Here is a 26,285-nt window from a genome sequence, read left to right as displayed (position 1 = left end):
CCTAGCTGTCGCTCTCTGACGGATTCAGGCCGGCGGTACCCAGCACCCAGGCGTAGTTGAACGCTCGCTCATGCCATGCGCTGTAGCGACCGGAGACGCCGCCGTGGCCGGCCGACATTTCGGTCTTGAGCAGGGCATCCGCTCCGACTTCCCGGAGTTTAGCCACCCATTTTGCCGGCTCGACGTAAAGAACGCGGGTATCGTTCAGGCTGGTCACGGCGAGAATACGCGGGTAGGCAACGGCGCGCACGTTTTCGACCGGGGAGTACGACTTCATGTAGGCGTACACCTCGGCATCGTGCAGGGGATCGCCCCACTCGTCCCACTCGATCACGGTGAGCGGCAGTGAGGGGTCGAGAATCGAGGTGAGGGCGTCGACGAATGGAACCTCGGCGAGGATGCCGGCGAACAGCTCGGGCGCGAGGTTCGCCACGGCGCCCATGAGCAGTCCGCCGGCGCTGCCGCCCTCGGCGACCAGTTGGTCGGGGGTCGTGAAGCCCGCGTCGATGATGTGCCGGGCGCAACTCACGAAGTCGGTGAAGGTGTTGCGCTTGGTCAGGGTTTTGCCGGTTTCGTACCAGGTTCGGCCGAGTTCGCCGCCGCCGCGCACGTGCGCGATGGCGAAGATCATGCCGCGGTCGAGCAGGCTGAGCCGGGCGATACCGAATCCGGGGTCGATGCTGTGCTCGTACGATCCATAGCCGTAGAGCAGTGTCGGCGCCGGGGTGCCGGGCAGGACGAGGTCGCGGCGGTAGACCAGCGAGAGGGGTATCCGGGTGCCGTCTTCGGCGGTCGCCCACTCGCGGCGCTGTTCGTACAGCGTCGGGTCATAACCGCCGAGCACCGGCTGCTGCTTGAGCAGGCGGCGCTCGCCAGTAGCCACGATGAGGTCGTACACCGTTGACGGGGTGACGAAGCTTGTGAAGCCGAATCGAATGGTCGGCTGCGTCCACTCCGGGTTGCCGGCCGAGCCGACGGCGAACAACGGCTCGTCGAAGTCGAGCTCGGTCAGTCCGCTCTCGTCGTGCCGATCGATGGCGATCCGGGTGAGGCCGTCCCGGCGGTACTCCACGACCAGAAAGTCAGCGAACGCGTCGACGCTTTCGAGGCGGATCTGTGGGTCATGCGGCAGCAGCATACGCTGGGGGCCTTGCGGATCTTCTGCGGTGACGCTGACCAGCTCGAAATTGACCGCGCCGCCGCCGTTATGCACGATCAAGAGGCGGTCTTCACCGTTGATGATGGCGTGCTCAACATCGTATTCGGTGTGGTCGTGCCGGGGCCAGACCACGGTGAAGTCACCGGTGGGGTCGGTCGCATCGAGGAGCCAGGATTCGGTGGTGACGCTCGAGCCGGCCTCGATCATGAGGAATTTGCGGCTGCGAGTGATGCCGATGCCGACCCAGAACCGTTCATCGGGTTCGTGAAAGATGCTGGTGTCGGTGCTTCGTGCGGCTCCGATTTCGTGCCGCCAGACGGTGTCGGGGCGCCAGGCGTCGTCGACGGTGGTGTAAAAAAGGTAGCGTCCACTCGGGTCGAACAGGGCGCCGGCGCTCGTGTTCGGGATAGTGTCTGGCAGGTTCTCGCCGGTCGCGATGACGCGTACCCGGATCGTATAGCGTTCGTCGCCCTCGACATCGACGGCGTAGAGCAGGTGGGTGCCATCGTCGCTGAGATCGAAGCTGCCGAGCGAAAAGAACTCGTGGCCGTCGGCTTCGACGTTGTCATCGAGCAGGATCTGCTCGCCGGTCAGGCCGACCTGGGCGCTGCCGCTGATGAGGGGAGCAGCCCAGTCACTCGGGCTGCTGATCGGCGCGCGACAGTGGATGCCGTACTCCTGGCCCTCGACCGTGCGGGTGTAGTACCAGTAGTTTCCCCGGCGCACCGGAACACTCAGGTCGGTCTCCTGGGTGCGGTTTTTGATCTCGTTGAAAATCTGCTGCCGGAGCGGTTCCTGGTGGGCGGTGCGGGCATCCGTGTAGCTGTTCTCCGCCTCGAGGTGGGCGATGACCTCGGGGCTGTCCTTGTTACGCAACCACTCGTAGTCGTCGATATAGACGTCGCCGTGGTATTCGCGATTCTGCGGCTTCTTGTGTGCCAGGGGAGGTGTGCTCGGGCCAGAGGTCATCCCCCCAGCGTAGTTTGCGCGCGGGCGCGCGAGGTATTTCGTCGTCAGGAACCACGGCGTAGCCCGTGCCTCCAGACGGCGCCGGTCAGGGGAACCCCGGGGCGGTAGGCCAGGTGCGCAATCGAGGGGGCGTTCAGAACCTGCAGGTCGGCGCGGCCGCCGACCTGCAGGGAGCCGACGGTATCCGCTTCCCGGTCTTGGCCAAGCGACCGGGCCGCACCGCGCGTCGCCGCCCAGACGGCCTCGCCCACGGTCAGGCCCATTTGCAGCACGGCCGTCGCCACGCAAAACGGCATCGACGTTGTGTAGGAGGTCCCTGGATTGCAGTTGGTCGCCAAGGCGATGGTCACGCCGGCGTCGAGCAGTCGTCGGGCCGGCGCAAACGGCTGCCGCGTTGACAGGTCGCAGGCCGGCAGCAGGGTGGCCACCGTCGTTCCGGCGGCCAACGCGTCGATGTCGACCGGCTCCAGGTAGTTGCAGTGGTCGACGCTCGCCGCGCCCAGCTCGGCGGCGAGTCGCACGCCACCACTGAAGCCGAGCTGATTGCCGTGCACACGGATTCCCAGGCCGGCGGCCCGGCCGGCCAGCAGTACTTCTCGGGTTTCCTCCACGTCGAACGCGCCTTGCTCGCAGAACGCGTCGATGAACTGCACATAAGGTCGCACGGCGGTGAGCATCGGCCCGGTCACAAGATCGAGGTAACCGCGACGGTCCATTCCGACGGGCACGATGTGGGCGCCGAGAAAGGTCACGACATCGGCCACCTGGGCGGCAGCATGCGCCGAACGTGTCTCGCTTTCAACATCGAGCCCGTACCCGGTCTTTGTTTCGAGAAAGGTGGTGCCCTGCACTTCGGCCTCGTGGCGCAAACGCCGTGCCGTCGCCACGAGCTGTTCCTCGGTCGCGGCCCGCGTGGCGGCGACGGTCGTATTGATGCCGCCCGCAGCGTAGGGCTGGCCGGCCATGCGGGCCTCGAACTCCGCCGAACGGTCGCCGCCGAACATGAGATGGGTGTGCGTGTCGACCCAGCCGGGCAGAACCGCGCGGCCGTCGACATCCGTTCGACGATCGGCCGCGGGAGCTTTTGCAGCGGCGCCGATCCAGAGAATGTGACCCGCGCCGATCACGAGGGCGGCGTCGCGGCGTCGTTCGCCCGATTCGTCGTGGGTGGTCAGCTCACCGATACCCGTCACAAGCTCGGTACCGTCAGGCTTGGCCGCAGTCATCTTTCGAGCCTAACGAGCGCGTGAGTAAATAACCCAGACGTATGCCGTTTTGGGTGCCATAGTCATGCTGCGTCGGTTTCCGTGGAGGTCGAAGAGTCGTTGGCGGCGAAGTTCGCCGCGTTGTTTTCTGGCTGCGCGGGATGTGGCGCGCGCTCTGAGGACACGAGGTTCGGGATATCCGGCCCGCGGGCCCCGCTCGGTGACGCTCCTAGCTCCAGCGCGCCCAGGAGCGCGCGTGAGCCGGCGGCACCCGAGATGCCGCCGGCTCACGTTCTTAAGCTGTTCTCACACCGGATGGACTACTGCAGAGGCTTCAAGTCCGCCTTGGGCGAGCCCTCTACCCTGAAGATGCCCCACAGGCCCTGGTTGACCTGGTTCTCCAGACCGCCGTCCCGGTAAAGGTAGTCCCCAGGAAGCTTCTGGAGTCCACCGGCCCCACCGAGCAGGTTGTAGTTGAAGGCGTTGCCTGTGAGCAGACCGCCCTCAGCTGTCTTGATCATCGCGTTCGGGTCGCTTGGCTGGTAGCGCCACCCGTGCCCGTTCAGGCTGAAGGTGTGTGGCCGGTCGCGGTCACCACCCGATACGAGCCGCAGGTGCGTCTCGTCTCCGACATAGGCCCGCACGAGCGGTGTGGCCGGGTCGCCGTGCACCACCGACGACATGACGTTGGCCACCTCTGGATCCTTCGCCAGGCGAGGGGCGAAACGCTCGGTCGTGTAGTTGATGCCCCGGTGCCCCTGGTCGCTGGGCTCGCCCTCCGCTGGGTAGGGGAGGATGGCCCCGGCCTTGTCTCGCAGGATCAGACCGTCGACCCAGTTGAGCACAGCCTCGCGGAAGCTGCGTTTGACGCCAGCGGCGTCGGTGTAGGTGACGTTGGCCTGTGCGCCCGAGGTGATCGCAACCCCGGAGTTGGGGTTGACGTATGTCGAGCCCTTTGGCTCGATCAACAGCGACCCGTAGGACCCGTGGTGGCGACTCCCACGCCGGTCAGCGAAGTCGAGCAGGTTCGCTGCGCCGTCCTCGACCGCGGCATGGACATACCATGTGTACTTTGTCGTAACTCCTGGCGCCACGGTCTGGTCGTAGTTGTACCCGACCGTCGCCCCGTCGGAGTCAAGGACATTGTAGGTCAACAGGTTTGGGTGCATGGACACCCGGTTGGAACGTGGGAAGTTTGTCACGTCCGCAGGCAACGGTAGGTCACCGGTGTGCGCTGCGGGCGTCCGCGGCAGCTCGTTCTTGAGCGTCACCGTGACGCAATCACCCACATTCGCTCGGATCACCAGGGGCTCGGTCTTCATGGCACCCGAGCGAACCTTAGTCACGTCCTCGCTTCGCACGAACATCGTGCCGTACGGGTCGTGGTCACCTGACTTCGCGTTATACACGATGTCCTTGGCGATGGCCGACACGTTGACGGCGACCGCCCTTGACCCTGTCGGGCACGGGGTGACCGAACCCAGCGATCCTGTTGGGGCAACCTTGAGCGCGTCACCGGGCTTCAGGGCTGGCCACGCGTCGCCACTTCCAGGAGCTGGCCGGTCGGGCAGCGGCTGGAGGTCGGAGACCGCGTTCTTGGGGACCCGGAACAGACCCCACATCCCCATCCACTGGTCCTCGAGCAACGGGGAGCCATACAGGTAGTCACCGGGGGAACCTGCGCCGTCCTGCAGGATCGACGGGGTGCCGTTGGCGACGCTGTTCGAGGCTTTGGCGACTGTTGATGCAGCACCGGGGTTGGTCTTGACCACCTGCGAGCCCTGCAGCTCGTAGTTGAAGTACTCCGCGAGCGAGAGGGTCTGGGTGTCGACCGTCCGAGACAGGGGATTGTCCGGCTCATTCAGCCAACGGTGACCGTGAAGGTTGAACTCGTGCATCTCCTCGTGGGAGCCAGCCACGTTGCGGATGACCACAGGGTCCTTCGAGTATGCCCTCAGGAGCGGCGTATCGGGATCGCCGTTGACCGCAGATGAGTAGGTGTACGCGGGGTCGCCCTTAGCGCCGTGAACCCCAGGTTTCGTCCGGATCTGGAACGGGGCGTTCTTGTAGTTGATCGAGTAGCCGCCCTGGTCCTGGCCGTAGTTGTCTGGTGCCGAAGGTGGGTTGATCGGTGGACCAGTGCCGTTGTCCTTCCACATGGGCGTTCGGTCGGAGTAGAAGATGGTCATCTCCCGGAAGTCCGGGCCGCTGGCTGAGCGGATATCGGCCATGGGGCCGACCCCGTTCGTCGCAGCACCAGTCTTCGGATCGTGCCACGTGGCGTCAGCGGGCTCGACGTTCATCGCGGCATAGAGGCCCTTCTGCTGGTGCAGGTTGGCGTACTGGTGGTCGTGGAAGAAGGTCGTCCGCAAGGCTGTGTCCACGAACCACCGATAGCCGTAGGTCTGGCCAGGCATCGCCGAGGAGCTGTAGTTCCAGCCCACGCTGGTGCCGTCGGAGGCAACCTGGTCGAACTTGACCAGGTGCACGTGTGTCGAGACCTCGGATGTCTCCTCGGTGGCCATGTAATCACCGTCGAGGCGGTTCACGTGGTCGAGGGGGACGTTGGGATTCTCGTCGAGGTGCAGGTCATTGCTGGTGAACAGCTGAACGCACTCACCAACCCTAGACCGGATGGTGTACGGCTCGGGTGCCTTCTGTCCTGTCCGCACAGCGACCGCATCGGATTCCTCCACGTAGACCCTTCCCTGCTTGTCCTTCCAGCCCGCGGAGTTATAGGTGATTGGGGTGTCGATGACGTGTGGCCGGTAGACCCGTGTTGGTGCCGTTGTCGGGCACGGGTCGATGTAGCCGTTGCCGGGCTTGTCCGGGTCAAGAGCAGGCATCCCTGCGGCCTCAAGTGCGGTCGGGCCACGGGGGGCGTCGCCGGGGCGACGGATAGCAGCGAAAGTGTCTTTGACCACCGCGTTCGGCGGACGGTAGGCACGCTGGCCGACGTCACCCTTGACGAACAGTGGGAAACCGGGCTGTGCTGCGGTCGGGGCCGCCGTGGCGCCTGCCCGGTTCGGCAGCTCCTGCAGCGCCTCCAGGGGCGTGCCGTCGGCATACTGTGCCGTGCCGTCGCGCAACTTGTCGAAGATCCGCAGGTGGCCCCAGAAACCCTGGGCGAAGTGCGGGTAGAGATGGCAGTGGAAGATCGTGTCACCGACCGTGCCCTGGGTGCCGCCGGCACCTCCCTCAATCTTCAGCTCTCGAGCCTCATGTGGGCCAAACGACTGGACGTCGTTGAGCGGTGACTTCGGGTTCTTCGGGTCAGCGTTCCAGCGCTGGGTGTGCTGGTGCCAGGGGTGGGTCTCCTTGGCGCCCGGGTGGACGACGTGGAACTTCAACGGGTCACCGACGTACCCCTTCGGGATCAGGTTGTCCGAATCGGTCACCTTCACGCCGTCGACGGTTCGGGTCAGCTTGCCCTCGTCGCCGAACACCCACGACTGCAGGTGGGACTCCTCGCCCATGCACTTGGCGCCGGGGTCGTCGACGACCTTGCCGAGCTCGGGCACGTAGCCGTTGCAGAAGTTGTCACTTGGGGCATAGGTCTTGCCGTTGGGGAGCGTGATGGTCTTGGCCACGCCACCCGGGTTCTCCGGAGTGACGGTCCCACGGTGCTCGAGGATGGCCCGCAGCCGGTTGCGCAGCGGCTCCGAGCGGTAGTTGATGCCGAAGCTCGAGTCCTTCAGCCCGGTCGTCGGGAAGGTCGGTTGCTTCCCGTCCCGGTCCAGGACGCCCTCGTTCTCGTCGAGGAAGATCATGACGGCCGAACGGGTCGAGGCCGCGCCCGCCCGGATGTCGGCGAACAGCTGGGACTCGACGGCCCGCCCGCCCGTGAGCAGGTCGGCCCCGGTGATCTGATTGTGCCAGGTCGAGTCCTTCGGGTGCACGACGACCGCGCCGTACAGGCCGTTCTGGACGGAGGTGTGCTTCGGGTCGTTCGGGTCGAGGTTGGCGTTGTCGTACAGCGGCGCCTCGCCCTCCCGGTCGGCGTACCAGGTGTAGGTGCGCTCGGTGCCCGTGGAGATGGTCGTGTCCGGGTTTAGGCCCACCCGCGCGCCGTCGGAAGTCTTCACGTCCGCTTGAACGAGGCCCTGGGTGGACAGGCCGATTCGCCGGCCCGCGATGTCGTTGCGTACCTTGACGGACACGCAGTCACCGACGTTGGCGCGCACGACGAGCGGCTGGGTGAGGTTGGGGTTGGCAAGGATTTTTTCCTTGTTCACCCTTGCGTCGGCGTTCTTGAGGGCATACATCAGGCCGTTGGGCAGTTTGTCGCCCCAGCCGTTGAGAGGGATGGTCACCTGGAAGGCGGCCAGGTCGTACTCAATAGCGCGGGCACCGGCCGGGCAGACCCCATTGGCCGAAGTGATCGGATCGCCAATGACAGCTGTCGCCGAAGAGGAACCCATCAGAGCGGAAGTCGTCATCACGACGACACCGCCCGCCGCCACGGCGATAACCAGGCGAGAGCGGCGTGGCGTCGGGGCCACGACGGACCGGGCACGCCGTGCCGGCGTCGGGGTCACGACAGACCGGGTACGCCGTACCGGCTTCGGGGCATACCCACCGGTCACGTCACCGCTTCGGCGCATGCCCAGGACGAGGCCTGCCAGGGCGAGGAGCAGAAGCACCGGCAACACGCGAGCGGCCTCGATGGCTCCGTGCTCGAAGAGTGCAGCACCCGAGGTCGCCTCCATGTGGCCGCCCGTGGCCGATTCGGCTACCGCTGCGCCAGTAGTGCCAGCGGAAGAGGCTGTACCGTTGTGCGCAGTGTGCGGGTCGGCAGCGGCGGCGGCGGCAGCGGTAGGGGCCTCAGCGGCGCCGTTGTGCGCAGCGTGCGGGTCGGCAGCGGCTTTGGCGGAGTCATTGGCTTGGCCCGTCTTGGCCAACCACGCCGCCGAGGGCTGGTGCGGGTGAAACCCGGGCTTGGTCGCGGCAGCGACTGGGGCACCTGGCGCGCCAGGTGGCGGGACAGCACCAAGTGCAACACTGGTGCCAGGAGCTGCCTGGGCAGCCGGTGCGACAGCTGAGGCAACCGCGTGGGCGGCGGAGGCATGCTCAGAGGGGAAGATCAGCGTGTGGCCGATCGCACCTGACATGAACACAGCCGTGGTGACACCGACGACCGCGACCGTGGCGCGAGCCAAGGAGATCATCCGAGATGCCGGCCGCAGGCGAGCGATCATCGCGAACACGACCAGGACGGCCGGGACCACTAGCGAAAGCGACAGTGTCCCGTCCCGAAGGAAGTGCAACGCTGAGGTGCCGAAACTCCAGTCTTGCTGGGCAGAGGCTGCGTGAAGCCCGTGGAGCCAGGCCGTGCCGCCGTAAGCGAGCACCACCCCCATGCCGACGCGAGCTCTCATAGAAATGTTCATTTGTCTCCCTGTCACGGCATTGATGGTGTGCTGAGGTCAAGCCGAACCCTTGAGCTGGAACAAATCAGGGCGGAGTGGCTTGGTCACGGGTGTGGTGATCCACGGGGCAACCTTGCTCGGCCGACCTTGAGAAAACCTTGGGCTAGAAATGGTCATCAGGGAGTCAAGACCAGGCTTTCGGGCGGTGTGGCAGTAGTGCTCGATCGAGGTCCCCGCTGTCGCCCGACAACGGGCCGCCAAGGTCGACAGGCACAGAATGCGCAAGGGCGCCACGGGACTGCCCTGGGGCGCTGGTGGCGTCGACTCTTGAGATCTCATGATGGTTTTTCCTTCGCGGCGTGAATCCGGTTGCCGTGGAGATCGAAGAGTCTGCGCTACCTGGCCGACGAGCTGGCCGAGCAGGGTCACAGGGTGTCCGCGCCGACCGTGGCGGGCCTGCTGCGGGAGGAGAGTTTCAGCCTGCAGGGCAATGCCAAGACCATCGAGGGTGGCCGTCACCCGGACCGGGATGCCCAGTTCGCCCACACCAACGCCGCGGTCGAAGAGCACCTAGCGGCCGGCCAGCCGCTAACCAGCCACGAAGTCATCGTCACTCTCATTGCCGGTGCCACTACCCGTACAGGTCTAACCGTCACAGCCAGACTCGACGACACGATCTACCCCAAAAGCATCAAGATCACCGACCGCGAGATGGCAGACCTGGAAACCCAACACCTCACCAAGCATGACTTCCACGGCGACTGGAACTACACCGAAAGCCCAGCAGATCAACCCTGAACTACGCGTGTTGTTGATTGACAGGCCCTAGCGAGCGCGTCGGTCATCAGTGCTGCCGGCCGCTCGCCGCCGATCAGCTGGCCACACTCGGCTACCAGTCGTCCGCCCACGAAAACGCGCAGTACATCGGAGGCCGTGGCGGTCAGCGGCAGCTGCCCGGCAAGGGAGCCGACCGTGCGCACCCCGGTCGTGCTGATCTCGACGAGATCGCATAGATCACCCGGTTGCAGCCGGTGGCGTCCGAGTCCAAGGGCGGCATCGCCGGCGGTCGACGCGGCTGCCAACAAAGCGGCGGGGGCGAAACGTCCGCGCCGCTTCGAGACGAGTCGTTCACCCATTTCGAGGCCGCGCATCTCCAGGAACGGATCGATGACCGCGTTTTGATCGGAGCCGAGCGCAATCGGCGAACCGGCCGTGGCGAGGGCGTGCGCCGGGCCGACGCCGTCGCCGAGGTCGGCCTCGGTGGTCGGGCACATCACCACGGTCACGCCGGCGTCACCGAGCAGGGCCCGGTCGGTGTCGCTGAGGTGCGTAGCGTGCACGACACTCAGGCGCGGCGCGAGTGCCCCGACCGACTCGAGCAGGCCGGTCGGGGTCAGGCCGTAGGCGGCCAGGCAGTCCCTGTTCTCCAGCGGCTGCTCCGAGAGGTGGATATGCAGGGCAACCTCGCGTGGTAGCCCCGCGAGCACCTCCCGCATCGCGTCGGGCGTGACGGCCCGCACCGAGTGCAGAGCCGCCCCGAGGGTAACCAGGTCGTCGCCCGCGAGCTGCGTGCGCAGCGACTGCCAACGGGCCAGCCACCCGGCGGCACTTCCGTCGCTGAACGCGCGTTGCTCCGGCGCCAGTTCCCGACCGATGCCGCCCGTCAAATAGAGCGTGTCGAGTAGCACCAAACGGATGCCCACGGCCCGCGCCGCCGCCGCAAGCGCCAGTTCCATAGCGTGCGCTGGCTCATACGGTGCCCCGTCCGCGCGATGATGCACGTAGTGGAACTCCCCGACGGCCGTGTACCCGCTCACGAGCATCTCCGCAAACACCGCGGTAGCCAGCGCCTGGTAGTTCGACGGGTCGAGCTGGGCGGCGACCCGGTACATCCGCTCGCGCCAGAGCCAGAAATCACCGCCATCCCCGTGGGTCTGGTCCCGCAAGGCCCGATGAAATGCGTGCGAGTGGGCATTGCCGAACCCCGGAACAACCGTTCGCAAGCGGATATCCGCCGCCTTCGCAGGCTCAACCTGAACGCGCGTGATGCGACCGGCCGGGTCGACTTCGAGCCGCACCCCTGCGACGTGGACCCCGTCGATCAGCAATGATTCGCACCAGAACGCGGTCACCGCAGATCCCGCAGGAGTTGTTCACGGGCGTCGATTCCGGCCACGCGGTCCGCGGCTGCACCGAATTTCTCGGTGAGGCTGGTGGGGCATCCGGTTTGTTCAGCAGGCTGCTGGGGCATTTTTACTCTTCCCACATGGGCACGCGCAGGCCGCACTCGCGGGCCACCTCTTCGGCCCGCTCGTAGCCAGCATCGACGTGACGCATGACCCCGGTGCCCGGGTCGTTGGTGAGCACCCGCTCGATCTTCTCGGCGGCCAGCGCGGTGCCATCGGCGACGATCACCTGCCCGGCATGGATGCTGCGACCCATTCCCACGCCACCGCCATGGTGAATGGATACCCAGGTCGCGCCGGAAGCGGTGTTCAGCAGTGCGTTCAACAGCGGCCAGTCGGCGATCGCGTCGGAGCCGTCCTTCATATCTTCCGTTTCGCGATAGGGCGAGGCGACCGAGCCGGAGTCGAGGTGGTCGCGGCCGATCACGATCGGCGCCCTGAGCTCACCGGAGGCGACCATCTCGTTGAACTTCAGCCCGGCGCGGTGTCGTTCCTGGTAACCGAGCCAGCAAATGCGCGCCGGCAGGCCTTCGAACTGCACCTTTTCCTGAGCTTTGGTGATCCAGCGGTGCAGCCCGGCGTCGTTGGGAAACAGTTTCAGAATGGCTCTGTCGGTGGCCAGGATGTCGGCCGGGTCGCCCGAGAGCGCCACCCAGCGGAATGGACCTTTACCCTCGGCGAACAGCGGACGAATGTAGGCGGGCACAAACCCGGGAAACTCAAAAGCTCGCTCGTAGCCGCCGAGCTGCGCCTCGGCACGAATGGAGTTGCCGTAGTCGAAGACCTCAGCGCCGGCATCCTGAAATTCGACCATGGCCTGCACCTGCTTGGCCATCGTGGCCCGGGCGCGCACAGTGAACTCTTCGGGATTCTCTGCCGCATAAGCGTGCCACTGTTCGACGCTGACACCCTCGGGCAGATAGGACAGCGGGTCGTGCGCGCTGGTCTGGTCGGTGACGATGTCAATGGGTATCCGGCGGGCCAGCAGCTCCGTGAATACGGTCGCGGCATTGCCGACCAGGCCCACCGACAGCGCCCGGCGTTCGGTCCTGGCTGCAATCACCCGGGCGATCGCCTCGTCGATATCGTCGGTCATCTCGTCGAGATAGCCGTGGTCGACGCGGCGTTGCAGCCGGGCCGGGTCGACGTCGACGATGAGCGCGACACCGTCATTCATGGTGACGGCGAGCGGCTGTGCGCCGCCCATGCCGCCGGCCCCGCCGGTCAGGGTCAGGGTGCCGGCCAGGGTGCCGTTGAATTTTTTGGTAGCGACGGCACCGAAGGTCTCGTAGGTACCCTGCAGGATACCCTGGGTGCCGATATAGATCCAGGATCCGGCGGTCATCTGCCCGTACATGGTCAGACCGAGATGCTCGAGGCGGCGAAACTCGGGCCAGGTAGCCCAGTCGCCGACGAGATTGGAGTTGGCGATGAGTACGCGCGGCGCCCACTCGTGGGTGCGAAAGACACCGACCGGTTTGCCCGACTGGACAAGCAGGGTTTCGTCTTGCTCCAGCGTTTCGAGGGTGCGCACGATCGCATCGAAGCATTCCCAATTGCGAGCGGCCTTGCCCGTACCGCCGTAGACCACGAGGTCGTCGGGGCGCTCGGCAACGTCCGGGTCGAGGTTGTTCATGAGCATGCGCAGTGGCCCCTCGGTCTGCCAGCTTTTCGCGGTCAGTTCGGTGCCGCGGGCGGCGCGAACAGGGCGTGCGGTGTGGGGGACTGTCATGGATATCTCCTGTGATCACAAATCCGGCGACGCGATGGTCGACCCTGGCGTTGAGTTCGGCCGACGACGGCTGGACCGAGAGCAGCAGCTGGGCCTCCTCCTCGACGACGACACAACCGGCAGCGCGCAGTGGCGCGGTCAGGTCGGCCGTGGTTGCTGGCATGGACGTCTCCTCGAAGCCGGCGAAGCAGGCGAAGCAGGGCATCCTACGCCCGGGTCTTGAAGGGTGTGCACGCCTTGATTACCCTGAAGGCATGTGCCACTCACATCTCCCGGCACCTGCTCGAAGACCTCGTGAGCGCCGCACCACCCAAAAACCGGGAGATCGAGGCGAAAAAATCAAGGTGTGTTCCCAGAAGCGGTTTGCTGCGGCTTAGCGGCTGAGCCTTTCCGCATAGAGCACCATGACGGCCGCCACGACGCTGGCCGCCGCACCGAACGCCAGGCCGAACGCAATGGTGATGCCGGCATACAGTCCGTCGTCCATCACCGATAGCACAGCCGCGATGGCCGCGGACAGCACCACCACACCGCCCATCGCGCCGAATGCGGCCACTGTGACGCGCCGGCGCCGCGATTTCGTCAGGCGTCGATCGGCAATCGCTATTGCGGCGAGCCCGCCCAGTAGTGCGACCGCCCCGATGACGAAGCCAATCATGCCGTAGTTCGCCATGGAAAGCACGACGAACCAGAACCGAAATTCGGTTTCTCCACTACCGGCGTCGGTCATCACGACCGCCACGCCCGCCGCGAGCAGAAACCCCACGAACGGTGCAAACACCGCGATGCGCCAATAGCGCCGAATAACCATGTGCCCACCCTACGGTCTAGAAGTCCACCCAGGCACTGGGCAGCGGATGCTCGACTCGATCTGGCCGGGTGCGCTCGCATCGCTCGGCCCGGTAAACCAGCATCGCGGCCACACTGCCCGCCACGCTGGCGACGACCAGGCTGATAATGACCAGCAAGTAGGACCAACCGCCGTTTCTCATCGTCTCCGACACAATCACCAACACGATCCCCATTGTCAGCACGCCGCCGGCCGCGCCGAGAGCGGCCAGTGCCGTGCGAGTGCCCGATGATTTCGTGAGATGCCGGTCGAGGCAGCTGACCAGAACGAAGCCGCCGATCAGCGCGGCGCCGCTCACCACGAGACCGACGGCACCGTAGGCCAGAATCGCCCGCACGACACCTCCGGCGCTCTGGCCGGTTCGCGTGTAGGGATTACCGCCCAGGGCTATCACCCCGAACACACCTGCCCCCAGCAGAAATCCGATTACCGGCGCGACAAGCAGGATGCGCCAGTACCGGTGGATCATCATGACTCCCACCTTATGGCGCATAGCATGGCGTCAAACTATTTAGTTTTGGTAGCTCTTAATCGTTTCGCGAATGTCCTTCGCGAAGAGATATATCTCGTCAAGGGTGTCGATAGGGTGGCGAGTCTCAACCTTGTCGGCGTCGAAGACTCCGAGATACTTCTGCTTCCGTCCGTTAAAGTGAAGTCGCGCCACCGGCTTGCGATTGTTGTCATCGAGAAGCACTGCGAAATAGGATTTTGAATCTCTATGCATCACTCGTTGTGGCTTTACTTCGCTGCAGGCAATCGCTTTGACGATTTGATACCCCTCTAGCTCTTCAAGAGTCGTCTCGATCTCGGTGTCTCAGGCGAGATCGATCTCAACTATCTCGTGGCTGTTGATGACTTCGCCGCGCACTTCTGACGTTGCACCCGAAAAATTCGAACCGCCCAGCGCTGTTTTCAAGCGGTCGTTAACCTGATCGTTCAGAAACTGCTTTGTCGATTTTGCCACCAAGGACGTAAATTGCTCACGGATCTTTTGCGTAAAAGCACCGTCGTAAACTCGTGTCGTGAAAAATCGAATCCAGTCATCTTCCGGCTCCGTGAACTGAGCCGCGATAGTGCGCTTTATTTGACCGATGTACTTGAGTTCCTCTGCCGAGTTAATGATGGAGTCGAGGTCAAAGACGTCCTTGGTCAATTTCCTCAGTTCCGGAATCAGCGTTTCGTCGATGTCCATCAAGTCCAGAACCAAAAACGGCTTTTCATCCATACGGTTGGGCGCGTCTAAGTCCGTATAAAACTGGTAAATTTCGCCATTTGTGAGAACGGCGATACGCGCATTGGTGACGGCGAAGTAGCGGAACAATTGTGAGGCGTGTTCAATCTTCAACGCTTCTGTGGACTTCTTACATTCGACAAGGATCTGGACTTCGCCGTCGCGCATAATCGCGTAGTCGACCTTTTCGCCTTTTTTCACGCCGACATCGGCGGTGAATTCGGAGACGACTTCCAACGGATTGAAAACGTCGTAGCCCAGGATGGTTGAGATGAAGGGCATGATAAAAGCGTTTTTGGTCGCTTCTTCAGTCTGAATTGCTCCGCGCTGGTTTCGTACTTTGAGAGCCAACGCCCCTATTAGTTCTGCAAATTCCATAGTTCCCCCGATTGGTGATTTTCTACCTACGACCTTATCGCCTCAACCTAAATCAGACGCGCTTCGATGCGATTTGATGCAGAGGGGCGCGATCCTCTTTTTCCTGAATCGTGGCTGCTGCCAAACACGCCAGAGGCGGAAGGTGTGACGGCGGCCTTAGACGAGCGCATCGCCATTTTGGCCGCCTGCGCAATCGCGTTGGATTGGCTGCACTTCTTACTATGACCCAGCGCGCCGGGCCTTGTTCGGTCGGCTGAACCGCATTACTGTGACGAACTCGTCGTGGTCAGCACAGAAGGACCTGAGAATGAAATTTGTTCGTGCTCCAAAGCCGTCCCGCATCATGCGTCAAGCACTCGGTGCGATCGCCGTATTCGCCACTATCGCCGCCTCGTTTACTCTGATGCCGACCGATGTCGCTGATGCGTCCAGCGTGCCCGCCTCAACCGCGAGCATCGTGCGGACCGCCCCCGACCTGGCCAAACTCTGCGCTCGACTGAAGATCACGATCGCCAAAACCACGCTGTGCAGCCACGGGCCCGACCCCGTCGCTGCTTTCGGCGGTGCGGCCAAGCTGAAGCAGACATCTGCTGCTCAGGAGCAGCGTGTAGCCGCCGCCCCGGCGTCGGAACTGACCGCGTTGTGCAGCGCGGGCGGCGTGAGCGGCAAGCGCATCGAGGTGATCTACGGCGTACCGCAGGATCGCACCAACCGGTTCGCCGAAATGCTGGCCCCGCTGCGCGACATCATGCGGCAGGTCAACAACAACCTCGAGGCAGTGGATGCCGCGACCAGCCAGAGTTACCGGTTTCTGTGCACGAATGGTGCCGATGTGACGGTGCGCAACGTGACACTGGCTCCGGTCGGAACGGATGGCACGTACACCTTCGCCGACTATGTGGTGAGCATGCAGAACCAGGTCGAGCAGGGCCTGGGGCCGGTGAATCTCATTGGGAACGACCGCTTGTACATCACCTACATCGACCAGATTCAGGATGTCTACCCGTATGGCGGTCAGGGCGAGCTGACCGGCGACGATCAGCCAAGTGCTGCCGCCAACGCCAATAACGATTCGCGGCCGCGTTATTCCATGTCGGCCTATCTGGATATGCCTGTGAGCGCCCACGAGATTGGTCACAATATTGGTGCCGTGCAGGATTCGGCGCAGCACTCCACCAAGGGCGGCCACTGCTACGACGAGAACGACCTCATGTGTTACGACGACGGAGGGCCCTATTTCGCCCTCGGCGGTCGGCTGACCTTCACCTGTGCGGGGCTCGCCTCGGCCGTCGACTGTCACAGCGAAGACTACTACTATCCGGGCACGCCGCCCGCGTCGAACTATCTCGCCACCCACTGGAACACGGCGAACAGCGGATTTCTGAGCCCGATCGTGTCCGTGGTCAAACCCATCCCGCCGACCGCCGTCACGGCGATCGCTGGCGATGCCCGCGTGTTCGTAGGATGGGCCGGGCCTGCTGTCGGGGCTCCGGTGGTGGATCTCTATCACGTGGTTGTCATTGCGTCTTCCGGTGCCCAATGGCTGTGGACCGGCGATGGAAGCGAACGAACTGCAACAATCAACGGTCTCACTAACGGGACGTCCTACACCGTGTCCGTATCCGCAGAGAATTCGTCCGGATCCAGCGCTCGGATTTCAGCCCCCACCACCGTGATTCCGAAAGTTGCGGCCGTTCGCGAAACATTCACCTCGTCGGCCGCGAACTTCACGGAGATTCGTGGCGGCACGTGGGCGGTAGCGTCGGGCCGGTATTCGCTCACAGCCCCGTCGACAGCTGCCGTGCCAAACGCTAATCTCGCTCTGCAGAAAACAATGATGGCCGGGGATTTCTCGGTCATGGCCACCGGGATGACCGTGGCCTCAACGTCACCGTGGAACGATTTCTCGATCGTCTTCGACTACCGCGATGCACTCAACTATTACTTCGCGAACTTCAGCGAAGGACAAGATGCCGCCAGCAACGGTCTGTTTTGCGTTTCGCGTGGTGTTGCCGCCCAGATCGCTGACTTCACCCCCACGATCACAGCAAACACCTTCTACTCCATTCGCATCGAACGACAGGGTGCGGCCATTCGCGTCTTTCGTGGCACCACCCTCCTCGCCGCAGCTACCGACGCGACGTTCTCTTCCGGCCGAGTCGGCTTCGGCAGCAAGAACGACGCCGCCAAATTTGACGACCTCATCGTGACCGGAACAATCGGAGGAATCGACACGACGACTCCCACGGTCGCGGCGAAATCGCCGGTGAGCCGCGCCACCCGAGTCGCGAAGACCGCCAATACGACGGCAACATTCAGCGAAGCCGTGCAGGGAGTCTCGCCGACCACGATGCGACTGAAAAACAATGCCGGTTCGACTGTCCCTGCCGTGGTCAGCTATGACGCGGCGACGCGAATTGCCACCCTCAACCCGAGCGCGAGTCTCGCGCCCGACACGAAATACGCTGTCAGCCTCACCGGGGGAGCTACGGCGATCCGCGACGGGGCGGGCAATCCGCTGGTGTCGACGGGGTGGAGCTTCACGACCGGGCCGGCGCCCACGATCACCATCCGGACTCCCTCCAGCGGGGCCACGGGCGTGAGTCGTACCGCGAGCGTCTCGGCGACGTTCAGTGAGGGGATGGCCGGAGTTGCCGCATCCACTTTCACGCTGAAGAATACCCTGACCGGCGCACAGATCGCCGGCGTTGTCTCCCGCAGCGGCATGACCAACAAATGGATCCTGAACCCCGGTTCCACGCTCGCAGCCAGGACCAGTTTCACCGTCATGGTCACTGGCGGCACCACGATGGTGCGTGACCTCGCTGGCAACCCCGTCTCGACGAGCAGCTGGAAGTTCACCACGGGTAGTTGATAGCGGGGCAAGTTAGTCTGAGACGATGCCCGCTTTACCTGACCTTGTCTGCTCAGAGTGCGCCGCAATCTATCCGGTGGCGAGCCTGGTCTGGCGGTGCAGCTGCGGCGGTCTCCTCGACGTGGTCGATTTCGTGCTGACGATGGATGCCACGGCTCTGCCCGGCCGCAGCCCCTCACTCTGGCGCTACACCGAAGTCCTCCCTATCGCGGTGGACCCCACGGTTACCCTGGGGGAGGGGTTCTCGCCCCTCGTGCCCTCCCGCGCGTTGCCTCACGTGCAGCTCAAGCTTGACTTTCTGTTGCCGACGCTGTCGTTCAAAGACCGCGGCGCGGTCGTGCTCGCCACCCTCGCCAAACGGTTGGGCGTCACACGGGCCATGGTCGACAGCAGCGGAAACGCCGGCACGGCGATGGCCGCCTATTTCGGGCGGGCCGGGATCGGCTGCACGGTGTACGTTCCCGAATCCACCTCGCCCGGCAAACTCGCGCAAATGCGTGCGCACGGCGCGACGGTTGAGCTGGTGCCAGGTTCGCGAGCGGACACCTCTGCGGCGGCACTGCTGGCAGCGGGGCAAGATGGCGTGCTGTACGCGAGCCACGTCTACCACCCGTACTTTCTGCACGGCGTGAAAACCTACGGCTACGAGATCTGGGAGCAGTGCGCACGCTCGCTGCCCGAGACGGTGGTGGTTCCGGTGGGCAACGGAACGATGGTTCTCGGCTGTTACCTCGCCTTCAGCGAGCTGGTTGCCGCTGGACTTGCCGAGCGGATGCCGCGCATCGTCGCGGTGCAGGCATCCGCGTGTTCACCGCTCGAACAGGCCATGGCGCAGGGACTCGACGCACCCCTGGCCGTTCAAAACGGCGCCACGATCGCGGAGGGCATCGCCATCACGGCGCCGCCCCGGGGGAAACAGCTTCTCCGGGCCGTGCGCGCCACCGGTGGCACCATAATCTCCGTCACCGACCAGCAGATCGCGGCCGCACGCCAGGAGCTGGCTGACGAGGGGCTCTTCGTCGAGCCAACCTCAGCGGTCTCATTCGCCGCCGTGCGCGCCGCTGTCGACCGAACGTATGTCTCCGACAGCTCCACTTGGGCGGTGGCCGCGCGCCTGCTCACCGCCCAATCGGTGGTCGTGCCGTTGTGCGGTGCCGGCCTGAAATCGGTGACACGGTGAACGAGTACCCCCTGTGTCCCGCCTGCGGCACCGAGATGATGGCGGACGGCGTAGACACCGCTGAAGGTCTTGAATCCTGCCATCGGTGCCCACGATGCCGGTTGGTCATCCTCGTACCCGGCCTGTGGTCGGAATAGGTGAATTCCTGACGCATAACTTTTCATTTGCAGAAGAACTTCATTTCTTCTGCGCACTTTTCCTGAGAAGACCGGTTGTTCTTGCGCCAATCTGGGTTTAGCAGCCGATACCGGCCAGTTGAGTCAGTTGTCCCGGCTCAGCCCAACTCAGACGTCGAAGGAAAAAACATGACTGTGTACCAGAAAGACATCGAGGACATTGAAGCCCTCAAGCAGCAGGTCGGAAGCAGCTGGGACGCAATCAACCCCGAATCCGTCGCCCGTATGCGGGCCCAGAACCGGTTCAAAACCGGCCTGGAGATAGCTCAGTACACCGCAGACATCATGCGCAAGGACATGGGGGAGTACGACGCTGACTCCTCGATCTACACCCAGTCGCTCGGCGTCTGGCACGGGTTCATCGGCCAGCAGAAGATGATCTCGATCAAGAAGCACCTCAAAACCACCAACAAGCGCTACCTGTACCTGTCCGGTTGGATGGTTGCCGCGCTGCGCAGCGAATTCGGTCCTCTCCCCGACCAGTCCATGCACGAGAAGACGGCCGTCCCGGGCCTCGTTGAAGAGCTCTACACGTTCCTCCGTCAGGCCGACGCCCGCGAGCTCGACCTGCTCTTCACGGCCCTGGACAATGCTCGCATCGTTGGCGACGACGCCAAGATCGCCACGCTCACCGGTCAAATCGACGCCTTCGAGACCCACGTCGTGCCGATCATCGCCGACATCGACGCCGGTTTCGGAAACCCCGAAGCTACCTACCTCCTGGCCAAGAAAATGATCGAGGCCGGCGCCTGCGCCATCCAGATCGAAAACCAGGTCTCGGACGAGAAGCAGTGCGGTCACCAGGACGGCAAAGTCACCGTTCCCCACGAAGACTTCATCGCCAAGATCAACGCCGTTCGGTATGCGTTCCTCGAGCTCGGCATCGAAAACGGCATCATCGTGTCCCGCACCGACTCGCTCGGTGCCGGCCTCACGCAGAAGCTCGCCGTGACCAACCAGCCCGGCGACCTCGGCGACCAGTACAACTCGTTCCTCGACGTCGACGAGATCACCGAGGCCGACCTGGGCAACGGCGACGTCGTCATCAAGCGGGGCGGCAAGCTTTTGCGCCCGAAGCGCCTGGCCAGCAACCTCTTCCAGTTCCGTTCCGGAACCGGTGAGGCGCGCTGCGTGCTGGACAGCATCACGTCACTGCAAAACGGCGCCGACCTGCTCTGGATCGAGACCGAGAAGCCGCACATCGGCCAGATCGCGGCCATGATGAACGAGGTTCGCAAGGCCATCCCGAATGCCAAGCTGGTCTACAACAACAGCCCGTCGTTCAACTGGACTTTGAACTTTCGCCAGCAGGCATACGACGCCTTCCTCGCCGAGGGCAAGGATGTCTCCGCTTACGACCGCGCCAAGCTCATGAGCGTCGACTATGACGAGACCGAACTGGCCCTCAACGCCGACGAGAAGATTCGTACCTTCCAACGCGACAGCTCACAGGAGGCCGGTATCTTCCACCACCTCATCACCCTGCCGACCTATCACACGGCCGCACTCTCGACGGATGATCTGGCCAAGGGCTACTTCGCCGACCAGGGCATGCTCGCCTATGTCAAGGGCGTGCAGCGTCGCGAAATTCGCGAGGGAATCGCCACGGTCAAGCACCAGAACATGTCCGGTTCCGACCTGGGTGACAACCACAAGGAGTACTTCGCCGGCGACGCAGCACTGAAGGCTGGCGGCGTGAACAACACGAGCAACCAGTTCGACGAACCGGCTCTGAGCAGCCACTGACTCCCACAAAGCTCATAACGAAGAAGCCCCAGTCAATCGACTGGGGCTTCTTCGTTACACAGACCGAGGGAGGAGGGAACAGCCGTGGAGCTGTCAGATCGCGACTGACCGCCGCCGCAATCGGCGCGTATCAGACCCGTCCGGGCACATTGCCGTCTGGTCGGTTCTGCTTGAGAAGGCGCGATATTCCCAGAACGATCACGACAATGATCAGACCAAGAATGAGGCCGAACACGGCCGACATAGCGGTGTCGGTGACCCAGACGACGACGGGTCCGGCCATTTCGACGATTTGAGTTGCTGCGTGCAGCACGTCGTAGGGCGCTTGCCAGAACGTATCGGCCAGGTTTGAGATAACCAGGTGGCCGCCAACCCACAACATAGCGACCGTCCCGATGATGCCGATCACCCGGAACACGGCGGGCATTGACCGCACGATGCGCGCACCGGTGCGTCGCAGCCATCGTGCTGAGTTCTCCATCAACGTCAGTCCGACGTCATCGATCTTCACCAGCAAAGCGACCGCGCCGTAGACGAGCACCGTCATGCCGAGGCCGATCACCACCAGAGCACCGAGCGTCATCCAGATCTCGAAATCAGGATCAAGGCCTGCCAGCGAGATGAGCATGATCTCTGTGCTAAGGATTAGATCGGTGCGAATGGCGCCGAAGATGAGCTTGCGCTCATCCCTCGTTTCCGTCTCGCCGGCGCCATGATGAACGCCGAACCATTCGGTCACTTTCTCGGCACCCTCGAAGCACAGATAGGTGCCGCCAAAGATCAGCAACCACGGCAACACCCATGGCGCGAACGCGGACAGGAGCAGTGCCAGCGGGATGATGATGATGAACTTATTGAACAGGCTGCCCAGTGCGATCCGCCAGACCACGTGAAGCTCGCGCGCCGGCGACAGCCCCTGAACGTACTGCGGGGTGACGGCAGCATCGTCGATGACGACTCCTGCCGTCTTCACACTCGCCTTGAGGGCGGCGCTGAGTATGTCATCCACTACGGCAAGCAGGCCGACCGACATCTGGTTCTCCTCGGATCGGGCATCGCTCTGGTGCAGGGCGATGGCAGTGGTGTCCACAATACTGCGTCGCGGGTGCGGGTGATTCCTGGCTCAGGGACGATCAAGTAAGCAACGCCGCCGGGTGTCTCAAGCTCGGGTGGTGAGACTGTGTGTGAGATGCTCTTTCTGTACCCGGATGAATTGTTGGGTCTGAAACTGTCTGGCCGCGCGTGGGTCGAAACAGCGCTTCGCAAACGAAATGAGCAGAACTATCGGCACTCAGCGAGAAGATTCCGTGCTGTTGACCGATACGGCTGCGGCGGAGCCAGGTAAAGCTGCGCAGCGGGGTGGTGAAAGAGCCAGGGGCCAACGCCGCGGGCTGATGGGCTTGCTCTTGGGGCTGGCCGTGTTAGCTCTCCTTGCTGTATTGCGCATGTCGGCACCTCAGTCTGTGGCTACAGGGATGTCGGACTCTGCCAAGGACTTCGTCACACTGGCCGTGAGCGTACTTATCGAGTCACTGCCGTTTGTTTTCTTGGGTATTTTTTTGTCTGTCGTCGTACAGGTTTGGCTTCCGGATGGCTTTTTGCTTCGTCACTTGCCGCGACGGGGAGTATTGCGGCGGTTTGCGGTTTCGCTGATCGGTGTTCTGGTCCCTGTTTGCGAATGCGGAAATGTACCCCTCACCCGCGGCCTCATCATAAAGGGGCTCACTGTAGCCGAGGCGATGACGTTCCTTCTTGCCGCGCCAATTCTCAACCCGATCACAATCATCACGACGTATCAAGCGTTCGGCTGGGAGAACGGAATCTTGGTCAGTCGTATCGCTGGCGGGTTTTTAATTGCAAACCTCATCGGCTGGATATACAGCCGACACCCCCGTCAGGAGGCCCTCCTCACGTCGCAGTTCCAGGCGGCCTGCGCCAGCGAAGGGGAGCATCACACTGCCACTGGCAAACTGCAGCGCAGTGTTCGTCTCTTCACGAAAGAGACCAGCGCGATGATGCCGGCGTTGTTCATTGGTTGCGCCATTGCCGGAGCGATCCAGGTGGGGATACCCCGTGACGTGTTAGTTACCCTGGGCACCAATCCGGTGTGGTCCGTCCTGGCTCTTATGGTGCTGGCCTTCGTCGTATCGATTTGTTCGAACGTGGACGCGTTCTTCGTGTTGTCGTTTGGAGCGACGTTCCTTCCTGGTGCGATCGTCGCTTTCCTGGTCTTCGGCCCGATGATTGACATCAAAATGCTCGTTCTGATGCGAACCACGTTCACGACGCGAACATTGGTCCAAATTACGAGCGTTGTGGCGCTCTGTTCGGCCGCGCTGGGGCTGGCGGTGAACTATGTCGCTTAGTCATCTGATCACTCGATGGCGGGGAGCCCTGTTGAGCTTGATCGGAATTGTCGCGACGGTGTGGCTGGGCATCACCGGTCAATTGGGCCTCTACATTCATCCCCGGTATTTTGCTTTTTCGATCATCATGGCGGTCGTGGCCGCCGCGGTCGTTATCGTGTCATTCGCGTTGTCCCCAGATGACGAACACGCAGGGCACGATCACGAAGCCGAAACCGGGCACAAGCGTTTCTGGGCAGGTGCAAGCAGCATAGTGATCGCCGCCTCTGCGGTGGCTCTGTTGGTTTTGCCACCCACGACCCTCACGACAACCACCCTGGAGCAACGCGATTTGAACGGTTCCGCCGCAGCGCTGACCGAGGAAGAGTCGGCAAAGTTGACAGCAGGAGACGCCTCACAATTCTCTGTCAAAGACTGGGCCTCACTGCTGCGACAAGGCGCCGGGGTCGAATTTTACGCCGGAAAAAAAGCTCAGCTCACCGGATTCGTGACGCCCGACCAGGAGGATCCAGAGAACGTGTTCTACGTGGCACGATTCGTCGTGAGCCACTGCGTAGTCGATGCCCAACCGGTGGGAGTGCCGGTGTACCGGCCGGGATGGCAGGACGCATTTCCGCTCGACAGTTGGGTGGGTGTTTCTGGCGGCCTGACCGCTAATCCCAGCGTCGCCAGCAGTGAGGGAATAGTCATCATTCCTGAAGTGGTAGCCGCCGTCGACCAACCCCAACAGCCGTATGTCTACTGATTTCACCCGATCCGGCCGAGACTTCACCCGGCTGTTGCTCACGACCGTCATCGTCCTCGCCATGCTGGCGGGCGCACTGGCACTGCTCAACACCACACGAGGACCCCGATTGGAATCGGCGGCGATCAACCTCGGAAGTGTCATCGATCACGCGGGGCAACGATTGTTGCTCAACACCGACCAGCCGATATCCAGCATCGACCGGGATCAGATCACGGTAACCCCAGAGGTCCCGGTATCCGTCGCCGTAGACGGCACAGTCGTAACCATCACCTTCGAAGAGGCCCTCAACTACAACACCGATTACCGGGTCAACATCGACCCGGTAATCGGATTGTTCCAGGGCGCCCAGGCGTCGATTGAGTATGACTTCACCACCGATGATGTGGACCTGTACACCCTGCATCGCGACTCAAGAACCACCGATGATGGCACGAAGCGACCGGACGAAATACGGCGCGACACGCTTCTGGGTACCGAGGCGGGGCGAGCACTATTCACAGCGGAGCGGATACAGGAATTCGCGGTGCTTCCGGGGTATCTCGCCGTGGTCACGCTAGATCAGGATAATAAAAATCACCTCACACTGTTTTCTCTCACGGAGGAAACCGAGCTTGAAATTGTACTGCCCTCCGATACGGTCCTGAAAGATCTTCAAACATCACGCACGACAAATCTGATCGGTTTCACGCTCACTGGCGGGCTAGTTGGTGGGGATCACGATCCGGTTGACACTCTCTACACATACGACGTCAACGAGCAGACAGCAGTGCCACAACCTGTTTTCGGCCTCGACCAGCGGCCCCTGCCGGTAACGGACTACGTTTTCGTTCCTAACACCACATCCCTGGTGGCGCACGGTCCGGACGAGGTCATGTATCTGATCGACGTGACTGTGGAGGGTGACATAGTTCCCCTCGGCCAGCACGTCGAGATGCGGGGCCTCATCCCAGGAACAAACTCTTTGGTGGTTGCTGACCCGACCCAAGGCGCATCAATAGATCTGCGCGACAGTACCGTGACCCCTTTGGACTTACCTGCCGATGATGAGCTTGGTGATGCCATCCCCGCAAAACTTGAAGTCCTCAACCGGGAGGGCGAATACGTTCGCCTGTATTACGCGTGGGGCACCGATGGAACGTCCCGCCCGCTCCTGGCTCTCACCGACGACGAAGGCAGCTCGTTCGTCTACGTGCCAGCCTCACCGGACACCGACATTCGGGATTTTTGCGTATCCCCGAACGGTCGATATGTGGCGGTGGAAACCTTCCCTCGCGGGGGAGATAGTGATCAATACCCGACTCTGCCTGGCTCTTCCGCAATGATGACTACGTTCGTAGACCTGAGCACCGGTGTCAGCAACCGCAGCATCAACGGATTCCAACCGCACTGGTGTAAGTAATTCGACTCGCTGGCAAATAAAATTCACCATCCCCAAAGCGCCAGGGCTCTGACACGATGACCTTGGATGGCTGCGGAAAAGCCCTCCGACACGCTCGAGACTTCACCGTCCAACCGGGCAGCCCACGACGTAGCGGACGGTATCGTGCCGTGCACGGTGTCGCACGGACGCCCGGGTGCGCGGTGGGGTGGGAGCTATCCGGGTGGTCTGGTAGCCCCGACGCGTATCGGCTCGGTCCAGGGAGTCACCGCGCCGTCGTCAAGCACGGCACGGACGCGGTAGGCCAATGTGGAGGCCTCGGCCAGTTGGATGTCGCGTCCGAGCATCCCGGCAGCCGCGTCGTTGACGCCGCTGGCGATGTCGAGCTCCAGACACTGCCCGTCCATCTTCCGGAGGCTGGTTCCGGCCCCTTCTGTCGTCACCGCCTGCGCCTCGAACCGTGTCGTGTTGCCCCCGTCCCGCTCGAAGCAGGCGCGCCAGGTGGTGGTCCAGGATATCCGGCCGTTCTGCTCGGCGGTCATCTCGTCGTTGAGGACGGCCTCGACCACCTCAACCGGTACGCCGGCCTCCACGGGTTCGGCCGGTGCTGTCTCCGGCTGCGCGGTGTCCGCCGGGGTCGAACATCCGACTAGGAGCAAGGCGGACAGACCCAGACCGGTCAGCAGCGCGACCGAGCGCGGGTGCACGTGACGGGGCGGCAGGCGCCGCCCCGTCAC

At 63.1% G+C, this 26,285-nt stretch carries 17 protein-coding genes and 2 pseudogenes; 8 read left to right on the top strand and 11 right to left on the bottom strand.

Annotated features, from left to right (window positions below; all coding sequences use genetic code 11):
- Nucleotide 1: 1 nt before the first annotated feature.
- The 3 genes from CXY72_RS04880 to CXY72_RS04870 all read right to left on the bottom strand — a co-directional run bounded on the left by CXY72_RS04880 (nt 2) and on the right by CXY72_RS04870 (nt 8,723).
- Nucleotides 2-2,128: a S9 family peptidase gene (locus CXY72_RS04880; protein ID WP_104126576.1), complete on the bottom strand. Its 2,127-nt coding sequence runs from the start codon at nt 2,126-2,128 to the stop codon at nt 2-4.
- Nucleotides 2,129-2,172: 44 nt separating this feature from the next.
- Nucleotides 2,173-3,354 carry an imidazolonepropionase gene (gene hutI, locus CXY72_RS04875; RefSeq protein WP_104126575.1) on the bottom strand — a complete coding sequence of 394 codons (1,182 nt, stop codon included), beginning with the start codon at nt 3,352-3,354 and terminating at the stop codon, nt 2,173-2,175.
- Nucleotides 3,355-3,653: 299 nt separating this feature from the next.
- Nucleotides 3,654-8,723, bottom strand: coding sequence for a multicopper oxidase domain-containing protein (locus CXY72_RS04870; RefSeq protein ID WP_104126574.1), 5,070 nt, complete (start codon nt 8,721-8,723; stop codon nt 3,654-3,656).
- 348 nt (nt 8,724-9,071) lie between these two features.
- On the opposite strand from CXY72_RS04870, the pseudogene CXY72_RS04865 reads away from it, so the two are divergent.
- Nucleotides 9,072-9,497 (top strand): annotated as a pseudogene (locus CXY72_RS04865) (hypothetical protein); the annotation flags it as partial.
- On the opposite strand, the gene CXY72_RS04860 reads toward CXY72_RS04865, so the two are convergent.
- From CXY72_RS04860 to hutU, 3 genes are read right to left on the bottom strand one after another with little or no spacing between them, the layout of a single operon-like run.
- Complete coding sequence (locus CXY72_RS04860) at nt 9,491-10,834, bottom strand: formimidoylglutamate deiminase (protein WP_104126572.1); 1,344 nt, start codon at nt 10,832-10,834, stop codon at nt 9,491-9,493. The pseudogene CXY72_RS04865 and the gene CXY72_RS04860 overlap by 7 nt on opposite strands.
- Nucleotides 10,831-10,953 (bottom strand): hypothetical protein, encoded by a 123-nt coding sequence (locus tag CXY72_RS20325; protein WP_255409254.1) that lies wholly within the window; start codon nt 10,951-10,953, stop codon nt 10,831-10,833. Before CXY72_RS20325 ends, CXY72_RS04860 begins: the two co-directional genes overlap by 4 nt.
- Before the next feature lie 2 nt (nt 10,954-10,955).
- Nucleotides 10,956-12,620, bottom strand: a complete 1,665-nt coding sequence (hutU, locus tag CXY72_RS04855; RefSeq protein ID WP_104126571.1) for a urocanate hydratase — start codon at nt 12,618-12,620, stop codon at nt 10,956-10,958.
- Between hutU and CXY72_RS19180 the strand changes: the two genes are divergently transcribed.
- Entirely contained in the window at nt 12,619-12,843 is a 225-nt protein-coding gene (locus CXY72_RS19180; protein ID WP_146071057.1) for a hypothetical protein, read from the top strand. The genes hutU and CXY72_RS19180 overlap by 2 nt on opposite strands.
- A 150-nt stretch (nt 12,844-12,993) precedes the next feature.
- Here CXY72_RS19180 and CXY72_RS04850 read toward each other — a convergent pair whose 3' ends face one another.
- From CXY72_RS04850 to CXY72_RS04840, 3 genes and pseudogenes are all read right to left on the bottom strand, one after another.
- Nucleotides 12,994-13,431 carry a hypothetical protein gene (locus CXY72_RS04850; RefSeq protein ID WP_104126570.1) on the bottom strand — a complete coding sequence of 146 codons (438 nt, stop codon included), beginning with the start codon at nt 13,429-13,431 and terminating at the stop codon, nt 12,994-12,996.
- Nucleotides 13,432-13,447: 16 nt separating this feature from the next.
- Nucleotides 13,448-13,942, bottom strand: coding sequence for a hypothetical protein (locus CXY72_RS04845; RefSeq protein ID WP_104126569.1), 495 nt, complete (start codon nt 13,940-13,942; stop codon nt 13,448-13,450).
- A gap of 39 nt (nt 13,943-13,981) precedes the next feature.
- Nucleotides 13,982-15,079, bottom strand: a pseudogene (locus tag CXY72_RS04840) (type I restriction endonuclease).
- A gap of 307 nt (nt 15,080-15,386) precedes the next feature.
- Here CXY72_RS04840 and CXY72_RS04835 point away from each other — a divergent pair.
- From CXY72_RS04835 to CXY72_RS04825, 3 genes are all read left to right on the top strand, one after another.
- Complete coding sequence (locus CXY72_RS04835) at nt 15,387-17,954, top strand: Ig-like domain-containing protein (RefSeq protein WP_104126568.1); 2,568 nt, start codon at nt 15,387-15,389, stop codon at nt 17,952-17,954.
- A gap of 25 nt (nt 17,955-17,979) precedes the next feature.
- The gene (locus CXY72_RS04830; protein ID WP_104126567.1) at nt 17,980-19,134 is read left to right on the top strand and encodes a threonine synthase; all 1,155 of its coding nucleotides are present in this window, start codon (nt 17,980-17,982) and stop codon (nt 19,132-19,134) included.
- 305 nt (nt 19,135-19,439) lie between these two features.
- Entirely contained in the window at nt 19,440-21,056 is a 1,617-nt protein-coding gene (locus CXY72_RS04825; RefSeq protein WP_104126566.1) for an isocitrate lyase, read from the top strand.
- A gap of 130 nt (nt 21,057-21,186) precedes the next feature.
- On the opposite strand, the gene CXY72_RS04820 is transcribed toward CXY72_RS04825, so the two are convergent.
- Nucleotides 21,187-22,089: a DUF808 domain-containing protein gene (locus CXY72_RS04820; protein ID WP_104126608.1), complete on the bottom strand. Its 903-nt coding sequence runs from the start codon at nt 22,087-22,089 to the stop codon at nt 21,187-21,189.
- 238 nt (nt 22,090-22,327) lie between these two features.
- Here CXY72_RS04820 and CXY72_RS04815 point away from each other — a divergent pair, with 238 nt between their 5' ends.
- From CXY72_RS04815 to CXY72_RS04805, 3 genes are read left to right on the top strand one after another with little or no spacing between them, the layout of a single operon-like run.
- Nucleotides 22,328-23,422 (top strand): permease, encoded by a 1,095-nt coding sequence (locus CXY72_RS04815; RefSeq protein WP_233197658.1) that lies wholly within the window; start codon nt 22,328-22,330, stop codon nt 23,420-23,422.
- Nucleotides 23,412-24,167: a TIGR03943 family protein gene (locus CXY72_RS04810; RefSeq protein ID WP_104126565.1), complete on the top strand. Its 756-nt coding sequence runs from the start codon at nt 23,412-23,414 to the stop codon at nt 24,165-24,167. The genes CXY72_RS04815 and CXY72_RS04810 overlap by 11 nt, the downstream gene beginning before the upstream one ends.
- 34 nt (nt 24,168-24,201) lie before the next feature.
- Complete coding sequence (locus CXY72_RS04805) at nt 24,202-25,569, top strand: Ig-like domain-containing protein (protein ID WP_146071055.1); 1,368 nt, start codon at nt 24,202-24,204, stop codon at nt 25,567-25,569.
- Between the two features lie 194 nt (nt 25,570-25,763).
- Here the strand turns inward: CXY72_RS04805 and CXY72_RS04800 are convergent, their stop codons facing one another.
- Nucleotides 25,764-26,285 carry a hypothetical protein gene (locus CXY72_RS04800; RefSeq protein WP_104126563.1) on the bottom strand — a complete coding sequence of 174 codons (522 nt, stop codon included), beginning with the start codon at nt 26,283-26,285 and terminating at the stop codon, nt 25,764-25,766.

The organism is Cryobacterium sp. Y57 (assembly GCF_002929505.1).
Classification (GTDB): domain Bacteria; phylum Actinomycetota; class Actinomycetes; order Actinomycetales; family Microbacteriaceae; genus Cryobacterium.
Note: the sequence above shows the minus strand (reverse complement) of the source record. Positions and strands in the feature narration are given on the sequence as shown.

Excerpts from the sequence above, each read along its gene's own strand:
- CXY72_RS04880 (WP_104126576.1), bottom strand. The coding sequence starts at position 2,128 with ATGACCTCTGGCCCGAGCACACCTCCCCTGGCACACAAGAAGCCGCAG.
- hutI (WP_104126575.1), bottom strand. The coding sequence starts at position 3,354 with ATGACTGCGGCCAAGCCTGACGGTACCGAGCTTGTGACGGGTATCGGT.
- CXY72_RS04870 (WP_104126574.1), bottom strand. The coding sequence starts at position 8,723 with ATGAACATTTCTATGAGAGCTCGCGTCGGCATGGGGGTGGTGCTCGCT.
- CXY72_RS20325 (WP_255409254.1), bottom strand. The coding sequence starts at position 10,953 with ATGCCCCAGCAGCCTGCTGAACAAACCGGATGCCCCACCAGCCTCACC.
- CXY72_RS19180 (WP_146071057.1), top strand. The coding sequence starts at position 12,619 with ATGGATATCTCCTGTGATCACAAATCCGGCGACGCGATGGTCGACCCT.
- hutU (WP_104126571.1), bottom strand. The coding sequence starts at position 12,620 with ATGACAGTCCCCCACACCGCACGCCCTGTTCGCGCCGCCCGCGGCACC.
- CXY72_RS04850 (WP_104126570.1), bottom strand. The coding sequence starts at position 13,431 with ATGGTTATTCGGCGCTATTGGCGCATCGCGGTGTTTGCACCGTTCGTG.
- CXY72_RS04845 (WP_104126569.1), bottom strand. The coding sequence starts at position 13,942 with ATGATGATCCACCGGTACTGGCGCATCCTGCTTGTCGCGCCGGTAATC.
- CXY72_RS04835 (WP_104126568.1), top strand. The coding sequence starts at position 15,387 with ATGAAATTTGTTCGTGCTCCAAAGCCGTCCCGCATCATGCGTCAAGCA.
- CXY72_RS04830 (WP_104126567.1), top strand. The coding sequence starts at position 17,980 with ATGCCCGCTTTACCTGACCTTGTCTGCTCAGAGTGCGCCGCAATCTAT.
- CXY72_RS04825 (WP_104126566.1), top strand. The coding sequence starts at position 19,440 with ATGACTGTGTACCAGAAAGACATCGAGGACATTGAAGCCCTCAAGCAG.
- CXY72_RS04820 (WP_104126608.1), bottom strand. The coding sequence starts at position 22,089 with ATGTCGGTCGGCCTGCTTGCCGTAGTGGATGACATACTCAGCGCCGCC.
- CXY72_RS04815 (WP_233197658.1), top strand. The coding sequence starts at position 22,328 with ATGAGCAGAACTATCGGCACTCAGCGAGAAGATTCCGTGCTGTTGACC.
- CXY72_RS04810 (WP_104126565.1), top strand. The coding sequence starts at position 23,412 with ATGTCGCTTAGTCATCTGATCACTCGATGGCGGGGAGCCCTGTTGAGC.